Here is a 7,824-nt window from a genome sequence, read left to right as displayed (position 1 = left end):
CCAGCCCCCCGGACCCCCCGGGATATTTGTGGGCAGATGAAGCTGGTAAGAGGATTAGGTTGATGAACGGCATCTGGGCACGCGCCATACGCAGACCATACGGTTTCCATACCCTTTCCATTAGCGGATGTTACGCCTTTTTGAGGAAAAGATGATGCCTCGGGAACGGTACGACGGACCCATCCTCAAGATCGACGGGCTGTCGGTTTCCTTTGCTGCACACTGCGGTGACATACCCGCCGTGACGGAGTTTCCGCTCAGGGTGATGCCGGGCGAAGCCGTTGTATTTGTTTTGGAATACGGCTCCAGCAAGTCCACAGTCGCCCTTGGCATGATGCAGGATATGGGCCGCAATATCGCCACCCTGTCGGCCTGCGACCTGCGCCGCCTGCGTGGCCATGCAATAGCCATTATATATCAACCACCTGTGGCCTCTCTCAACCCCGCGATGAAGGTCGGCGCACAGCTGATGAAGGTGCCTATGATGACGGTTTCCGATATGTAGATGGTCTTTCAGAACCACTTCGACACGCCCCCCTACATGAGCGTTGGTCGATAAACTCTTAGTGCGCTTGAGGTTTTCGGCATTTGCAACGAACAGACTAACGGCAGGAACAGATGCTGACCCTACTCGATCTGGTGAAGCTGCCCCACAGCTTTGCCCCTCGGATGCCGCACCAGCTGTCTGGCGGTCTGAAACAGCGCGTCGGGATTTCCCGCGCCTTTGCCGGAAATTCCCGCGTCGTCGTGGCGTATGAACCCATCTCGGCGCTGGATGTCAGCGTACAGGCAGCCGTGGCCGACCTGTTAATGGAAATTCAACGCACTCATCGGACAACAACGGTAATCATCAGCCATGACCCGTCCATCGTCCGCTACCTGTCTGAACGTATTCTTGTGATTTACCTAGGCCATGTGGTGGAACTGGGCACAACGGAGCAGATATTTTCGCCGCCCTACCATCCCTATACTGCGGCGCTGTTGTCTGCGGCGCCCATCGCCGACACAGGCGTGCAAAACAAACGCATCCCGCTCGACGGGAAACCCCGTCGGCCATGGCCCCGCCACCGGACTGCCCGTTCCAGACGCGCTGCGGCTGGAAATCGAAAGTACAGGGCAACCTGAGCGAAACAAAGGTGCCGCCCCTGCGCACAATCACTGAAGGAAACCAGAGAAAGTGCCTCCTGTCAGAGTCAGATTTCACCGGAATGGCGCCCGTGATCAATCAGCGCAACGACTGAGGGCAACCCCAACCCTCCTGCCAAAAACTGTCAGCTCCGCACGCTAGAGTAACGGCATCGCAACCTTTGAAAGGACACTGCCATGCTCACGCTCTATCACGCCCCGAACTCACGCTCATCGCGCATCGTGCACCTGATTCACGAAATGCAGATTGATGATCAGATCGACATACGGACCGTCGCCATCCCGCGCATGGATGGCACCGGTCACGCCGATCCGGCCAATCCCCATCCCGAAGGCAAGGTACCGCTTCTGGTGCATGACGGCGTCGAAATACGCGAATCCAACGCCATAATTCTCTACCTCACCGACATGTTCTCAGACTCTGGCCTGGGCATTCCCGTCGGCCATCCTCTGCGCGGGCGGTACCTGACCTGGCTCGCCTATTATGGCAATGTGGTCGAACCCGTCTATCTGCTGGCCTTCACCAAACTGAGCCATCCGATGCTGACCGCCAGCTTGCGGGACGTGCCCGCAGTAGAAAAGACACTGTCCAAGGCATTGTCTGAAAACAAATATCTCTGCGGTGACAGCTATACGGCGGCGGATCTCAACCTGGCATCCATCTTTGGCTGGGCGCCGGATGCCTTGCCCCAGGATCCGCTGATCCGCGACTGGTTCACGCGCTGCGCTGATCGCCCGGCGCGCAAATGGATGATGGAACGCGACAAGATCGCTGCCGAATAAGGCAGGCAGACCTGTCCGGTCTGGGATGTCAGCCGCCCCAGATCACTTTGACGTAGTTGCGGGTCTCGGCATAGGGTGGCACACCGCCATGTTTCTCGACAGCTGCCGGGCCTGCATTATAGGCCGCCAGCGCCAGTTTCCAGCTGCGGAACCGGGTGTATTGCTGGCTCAGATAGCGCGCCCCTCCGTCGAGGTTCTGCTGCGGATCTGCCGGATCCACCCCCAGCCTTCGGGCTGTGGTGGGCATCAATTGCGCCAGGCCCAGTGCGCCCTTGTGGGATTTCGCTGTGGCGTTCCACCCTGATTCCTGCTGCACCAGCCGCAGGAACAGATCTTCGGGCACGCCATGTTTGCGCGCGGCCATACGGGCCATCCCCAGATAGACGCCCTTGTAACGCCCGCGATACGTTGGCGATGTTGTATCCGTACCGGTATCCCATTTCGTCGGGGTGATCACCGTTGCTGGCTGTAAACGTACGGAATTGTTGTATTGTTGAGAGGCGCGGTTATCCAGAACCCGCGTCTGAGTCGAAAACAGTTTCGAACGGCTCTGGCTTGACAGGACATCCGCCTGAACGGCGGTGCCAAGGACAACAGATAGGGCGGCTGCAGCCACCATACTCAACCCGGTAAATCGCATGATCCCTCGATCCGTTTTTTTCTTGCGGGAACTATATTCAATTTTGAACGTTATGCCAGCCATCGATCTTAGCTGGGACGTCATCGGCGGCGAAGCGCGATTGTTTCTCGGCGGCGCGGTGGTGTAAGGTCACCGAAAGCGCTTGGCGCAGATTCGAGATTTCACGAACAACGAAAGAGGTTTCCATGGCCGGCTCCGTGAACAAGGTCATCCTGATCGGCAACCTCGGGGCTGACCCCGAAGTGCGCAACTTTCAGAATGGCGGCAAGGTGTGCAATCTGCGCATCGCGACATCCGAAAACTGGAAAGATAAAAACACCGGTGAGCGTCGTGAACGCACCGAATGGCACACCGTGGCCATCTTCCAAGAGGGGCTTGTGCGGATCGCCGAGCAGTACCTCAAGAAGGGTTCCAAGGTCTATATCGAAGGCAAGCTGCAGACCCGCAAATGGCAGGATCAAAGCGGTCAGGACCGCTATTCGACCGAGGTCGTCCTGCAAGGGTTTGACGGTGTGATGACCATGCTTGACGGTCGTGGTGAAGGCGCAGGTGGCGGTGGCGGTGGCGGTTATTCCGGCGGCGGCGGCTACTCCGGCGGCGGCTCGGGTGGCGGATATGAGGACAATCGTGGCGGCGGCTACGATGACAACCGCGGCGGTGGCAGCAGCGGCCCTTCACGCGCCCCTTCGCGCGACATTGATGATGAAATCCCGTTCTGATCCACAGAATAGCGCAGTGCTGAAGGAACAGGCCCGGCAAAATCTGCCGGGCCTGTTGCATATGGTACCACAAAAGTGTTTTTGCCTTGGCTATCAGCGATGTGCCAGACGGTCCTCAAGCAATGCAAGAACAGCCTCTTTTGGCACATCCGCTGTCACAAAGGCCTGACCGATCCCGCGCGCCAAGATGAAGCGCAACTGTCCATCAACCACCTTTTTATCCTGACCCATCAGTTCCAGCAAAGTGGCGGCATCCGGCAGATCGCCAGCAATGTCGGAAAGATCGGTCTTCATCCCCATCACCGCAAGATGTGCCCGCACCCGGCTCGGATCTTCCTGCGCACACAGCCCCAGCCGTGCCGACAGCTCGAACGCCAGCGCGCAACCGATCGCCACGCCTTCGCCGTGCAGTAGCCGATCAGAATAGCCCGTGGCCGATTCAAGCGCATGACAGAAGGTATGACCAAGGTTCAAAAGTGCCCTGTCCCCCTGTTCTGTCTCGTCGCGCACCACGATCTCGGCCTTCATCTCAACCGAACGGCGCACGGCATAGGCCCGCGCGGCTGTATCACCCGCCGCCATCTCCGGGCCGTGCAGCTCAAGCCAGTCAAAGAACGCGGCGTCCCCCAGTAACCCGTATTTCACCACCTCGCCACAGCCCGCCAGAAAGTCGCGCGGGGTTAATGTGCCAAGGGCAGTGATATCCGCAAGCACCAGAACAGGCTGATGAAAGGCGCCGATCAGGTTCTTGCCTTGCGGCGCGTTGATTCCGGTCTTGCCGCCCACGGAACTGTCCACCTGCGCCAGAAGCGAGGTCGGCATTTGCACAAACCGCACGCCCCGGCGCAGAACGGCGGCGGCAAAGCCCACCAGATCCCCAATCACCCCGCCGCCCAAGGCGATAACCACATCGCTCCGCTCAATCTTCTGCTCTAGCAGCCATTCGACGGTGCGCGAAAACTCGGCCCAGCACTTGGTCGATTCTCCGGCCGGCAGGATGAGCGCCTCGCAGGTGATGCCTTCGGCCTGAAGCGCGGCCTGCACCGTTGCCAGATGGGCTGCAGCGACATTTTTATCCGTGACAATGGCCACCTTGGGGCGGCGCAGCAGCGGCGCGATCTCGACGCCCGCGCGCCCCAGCAGACCCTCACCGATCCGCACATCATAGGCCCGCTCGCCAAGTGGAACATGCACCGTTTCGATCATCTGCTATCCTCCAGAACATCCCGCCGCGTGAGCAGAGCATCGCGCACCTCGCGCGCCATTTCATCAATGCTGTAACGGGGCCTTGCATGCACTTTCAGATCCGCCAGCGCATAAATGGGTGCCCGCGCGTGATACAGGCTCTCCAGTGTCGCCCTTGGATTGGGTGTCTGCAGCAAGGGGCGCGTATCCCGCTGCCGCACCCGGTTCCAGAGCAGCGGCAGATCGACCTCAAGCCAGACCGATACGCCCTTGTCCGAAATCATCTTTCGGTTGGCCTCACTCATGAAGGCGCCGCCGCCGGTCGACAGCACGGACGGCGGGGCGTCCAGCAACCTGTCGATCACCTTGCTTTCCTTTGCACGAAAGAACGACTCACCGTCCCGCGCAAAGATCTCTGCAATTGTCCTGTCGGCGGCTTCTTCGATGGCGGCGTCCGAATCGCGAAAAGGAACCTCCAGCAATGTTGCCAGTGCCTTGCCCACGGCGGTCTTTCCCGCGCCCATCATCCCGACCAGGACAACAGTTTTACTTAGCTGTGCCCGCATTACCCTTGTTCTTCGGCTTTGTGCCGCCATTTTTTACATTAGCTGCGTGAATGACGTGATCTTGTGGAAAAGGCTAGGTATAAGTTGGAAAAAACACGAGGCAGGAGATCATTTTTAATATGGGCCGAATTCTGAAATGGCTATTCTATTTGCTGGTTCTCAGCGCGGTTGCGCTTGCGGCTTATGCCTACATAGGCCCGTTCTTCGGGGCTGACTTTTCGCCGCCCCAGACCGAAATCCGCCAGCCGGTAACGCTGGATGCGCGTTAGTACCGCGATCCTGATCCTCTGCGCGGCCCCTGCAATGGCGCAGGCGCCGCTCTCGGCGATAGACTGGCTCAATCAGTCCCAGACCACGGCGCCTCAGGCGCTGGGATCTCCGCTGAATCAGCCCCAGATCGCGCGGCCCGCTCTGCCCATGCCGGGCCTGCCGCTGAACGAACCGCCGACGGCCTCCTCAATCACCATTCCGGATGTCGAGGTGCAGCCGTTGGGCGCCCCAAACCCAGAGGCTGTGGGCCTCTTGCCGATGCAGGTGACCGGCCTGCCGCTGGGCCTGTGGAAGGCGTCTGATGTGCCTACCCTGCTCGAACTTATTGCCGCAGTGGACCCGGCGGTGCCGTCTTTGTCGGCCCTTCTGCACACGCTGCTTCTGGCCGAGGCAGATGCTCCGCTCACGGCGCAGCAGGGCACACCGCTTCTTGCCGCCCGGCTTGACCGGCTGATGGCGCAGGGCGTGGTGGAACCCGCCGAGGCGCTGATCGAACGCGCTGGTGCCACAACGCCGGAGCTGTTCAAGCGCTGGTTTGATATCACACTGCTTACGGGACATGAAAACGCCCCCTGCGAAGCACTGGCCGAACAGCCCTCGCTCAGTCAGGATCTGGGCACACGGGTGTTCTGCACCGCGCGCACCGGAGACTGGATCGTCGCCGCGACCGTTCTGGACACCGGTCAGGCGCTTGGCACGCTCAGCGACCGCGACGCTGATCTGCTGGCGCGCTTCCTTGACCCGGAACTGGCCGAGGCCCGCACCAGCCTGAACCCACCTGCCCGGCCCAGCCCGCTGGAATTCCGGCTGTTTCAGGCCATCGGTGAACCGCTGGCCACCGCCCCGTTGCCCCGCGCCTTTGCCACGGTGGATCTGTCTGGTGATTCCGGCTGGAAAGCGCAGCTGGACGCCGCCGAACGGCTTGCCCGCGTTGGCGCAATCTCTGAAAACCGGCTGCTCGGGATCTATACCCAGCGCAAGCGCGCCGCATCCGGCGGCATCTGGGACCGGGTCGAGGCCTTGCAGGAGTTCGACACGGCGATGACCACCGACGATCCCTCGGCCATTGGTGCCGCGCTGATCAAAGTCTGGCCCCAGATGCGGTCCGCCGGGCTGCTTGTGCCTTTTGCGAATCTCTACGGCGCGCGGCTGCTGAGCTTCGATCTGACGGGCCGCGCGCAGGACATGGCGCGCAAGGCGGCCCTGCTGTCGCCTGATTATGAATCAGCCGCCCTGCAGATCAAGACGACAACGCCGGAATTTGAATTTCTTGCTGCCATCGCGCGGGGCCGCGCATCGCAAGCCACCCCGGATCAGGCACAGGATCAGGCCATCGCCGCAGCCTTTGGCAACGCAGCGCCCCCCGATGCGTTGCAGACGCAGCTGGATGAGGGGCGGTTGGGCGAGGTCATCCTGCGCGCCATCGCGCTTTTCTCTAGCGGTGCGGATGGCAACACTGCTGATCTGACCGATGCTCTGGCGACCCTGCGCGCCGTCGGGCTAGAGGATACCGCGCGGCGCGCGGCGCTGGAGCTGGTGATCCTGACAGGTGAAGGCGCCCGCAGGTGAACGATATCTACTGGATTTCCGCCTTTCTGGAGGCGCAGGCCGCCGAACGCGGCGCGGCGCATAACACGCAACTGGCCTATGCCCGCGACCTGCGCGACTACACCGAGTGGCTGAGCGCGCGGGAACACAGCCTGTCAGATGCCTCGCGCAAGGATGTTGAAGATTACCTGATCTACGCGGATGCACAGGGGCTTTCCAGGGCCACCCGCGCCCGGCGCCTGTCCGCGATCAAGCAACTCTATCGCTTCACCTTCGAAGAAGGCTTGCGCACGGACAACCCCGCCATCCAGATCAGCGGACCGGGCCGGGACAAGCGACTTCCAAAGACGCTGAGCATTGAAGAAGTCGATCTGCTTCTGGATGCCGCCACCCGCTACGGACGCAACCGCGACGATTGCCTGCGCAACACCTGCCTGATGCAGCTGCTCTATGCCACGGGCATGCGGGTAAGCGAACTTGTGTCCTTGCCGCTGGGGGCGGCCAAGGGTGATCCACGGATGCTGCTGATCCGCGGCAAGGGCGGCAAGGAACGCATGGTGCCGCTCAGCCCGCCCGCCCGCGAGGCGTTGCGCCTCTGGCTTGCCACGCGTGAAGAACGTGAGGCGGCAAACCGCGCCAAGGGCAAACCGCCCTCGCCCTATCTCTTTGCCTCGCGTGGCAAGGCAGGGCATCTGACCCGCCACGCCTTTTACGTGATGATCAAGGAAATCGCGGTCGCCGGCGGCGTTTCTCCCTCCAAGGTCACTCCGCACACGTTGCGCCACGCCTTTGCGACGCATCTGCTGGCCAATGGCGCCGATCTGCGGGCCATCCAGACCTTTCTGGGTCATGCGGATATCGCCACAACCGAGATCTACACCCATGTGCTGGAAGAACGCCTGCGGGAACTGGTGCTGGAACACCATCCCATGGCCAACGACTAGCCACCCTTTGTAGATCCGCCCCT

The 7,824-nt window shown here is 61.0% G+C and carries 10 protein-coding genes and 1 pseudogene; 7 read left to right on the top strand and 4 right to left on the bottom strand.

What is annotated here, in order from left to right; genetic code table 11:
- The first annotated feature begins 154 nt into the window (after positions 1-154).
- The 3 genes and pseudogenes from P775_RS28870 to P775_RS08915 all read left to right on the top strand — a co-directional run bounded on the left by P775_RS28870 (position 155) and on the right by P775_RS08915 (position 1,929).
- Positions 155-505 (top strand): hypothetical protein, encoded by a 351-nt coding sequence (locus P775_RS28870; RefSeq protein ID WP_245875614.1) that lies wholly within the window; start codon positions 155-157, stop codon positions 503-505.
- Positions 506-1,241 (top strand): annotated as a pseudogene (locus P775_RS08920) (oligopeptide/dipeptide ABC transporter ATP-binding protein); the annotation flags it as partial.
- Between the two features lie 82 nt (positions 1,242-1,323).
- The gene (locus P775_RS08915; RefSeq protein WP_099910654.1) at positions 1,324-1,929 is read left to right on the top strand and encodes a glutathione S-transferase family protein; all 606 of its coding nucleotides are present in this window, start codon (positions 1,324-1,326) and stop codon (positions 1,927-1,929) included.
- Positions 1,930-1,957: 28 nt separating this feature from the next.
- On the opposite strand, the gene P775_RS08910 is transcribed toward P775_RS08915, so the two are convergent.
- Together P775_RS08910 and P775_RS28015 are read right to left on the bottom strand one after the other, a co-directional pair.
- Positions 1,958-2,548, bottom strand: a complete 591-nt coding sequence (locus P775_RS08910) for a lytic transglycosylase domain-containing protein (RefSeq protein ID WP_099910653.1) — start codon at positions 2,546-2,548, stop codon at positions 1,958-1,960.
- Positions 2,549-2,606: 58 nt separating this feature from the next.
- Positions 2,607-2,756 carry a hypothetical protein gene (locus P775_RS28015; protein ID WP_180287384.1) on the bottom strand — a complete coding sequence of 50 codons (150 nt, stop codon included), beginning with the start codon at positions 2,754-2,756 and terminating at the stop codon, positions 2,607-2,609.
- Between P775_RS28015 and ssb the strand changes: the two genes are divergently transcribed.
- On the top strand, positions 2,755-3,288 hold the full coding sequence (gene ssb, locus P775_RS08905; protein WP_099910652.1) for a single-stranded DNA-binding protein: 534 nt from the start codon (positions 2,755-2,757) through the stop codon (positions 3,286-3,288). The two genes, P775_RS28015 and ssb, sit on opposite strands and share 2 nt — an antisense overlap.
- 93 nt (positions 3,289-3,381) lie before the next feature.
- Here ssb and aroB read toward each other — a convergent pair whose 3' ends face one another.
- The gene (aroB, locus tag P775_RS08900; RefSeq protein WP_099910651.1) at positions 3,382-4,494 is read right to left on the bottom strand and encodes a 3-dehydroquinate synthase; all 1,113 of its coding nucleotides are present in this window, start codon (positions 4,492-4,494) and stop codon (positions 3,382-3,384) included.
- On the bottom strand, positions 4,491-5,069 hold the full coding sequence (locus tag P775_RS08895) for a shikimate kinase (RefSeq protein WP_099910650.1): 579 nt from the start codon (positions 5,067-5,069) through the stop codon (positions 4,491-4,493). Before P775_RS08895 ends, aroB begins: the two co-directional genes overlap by 4 nt.
- Positions 5,070-5,158: 89 nt before the next feature.
- Here P775_RS08895 and P775_RS28010 point away from each other — a divergent pair, with 89 nt between their 5' ends.
- Genes P775_RS28010 through P775_RS08885 form a run of 3 tightly spaced genes read left to right on the top strand, consistent with a single transcriptional unit; the run spans position 5,159 to position 7,801 of the window.
- A complete protein-coding gene (locus P775_RS28010) occupies positions 5,159-5,308 on the top strand; it encodes a hypothetical protein (RefSeq protein ID WP_180287383.1) in 150 nt (49 codons plus the stop codon).
- Complete coding sequence (locus P775_RS08890; protein WP_245875612.1) at positions 5,298-6,878, top strand: hypothetical protein; 1,581 nt, start codon at positions 5,298-5,300, stop codon at positions 6,876-6,878. The genes P775_RS28010 and P775_RS08890 overlap by 11 nt, the downstream gene beginning before the upstream one ends.
- A complete protein-coding gene (locus P775_RS08885; RefSeq protein WP_099910649.1) occupies positions 6,875-7,801 on the top strand; it encodes a site-specific tyrosine recombinase XerD in 927 nt (308 codons plus the stop codon). The genes P775_RS08890 and P775_RS08885 overlap by 4 nt, the downstream gene beginning before the upstream one ends.
- The last annotated feature ends 23 nt before the right edge of the window (positions 7,802-7,824 follow it).

The sequence above is a fragment of the Puniceibacterium antarcticum genome, assembly GCF_002760615.1.
In the GTDB taxonomy this organism is placed as follows: domain Bacteria; phylum Pseudomonadota; class Alphaproteobacteria; order Rhodobacterales; family Rhodobacteraceae; genus Puniceibacterium; species Puniceibacterium antarcticum.
Note: the sequence above shows the minus strand (reverse complement) of the source record. Positions and strands in the feature narration are given on the sequence as shown.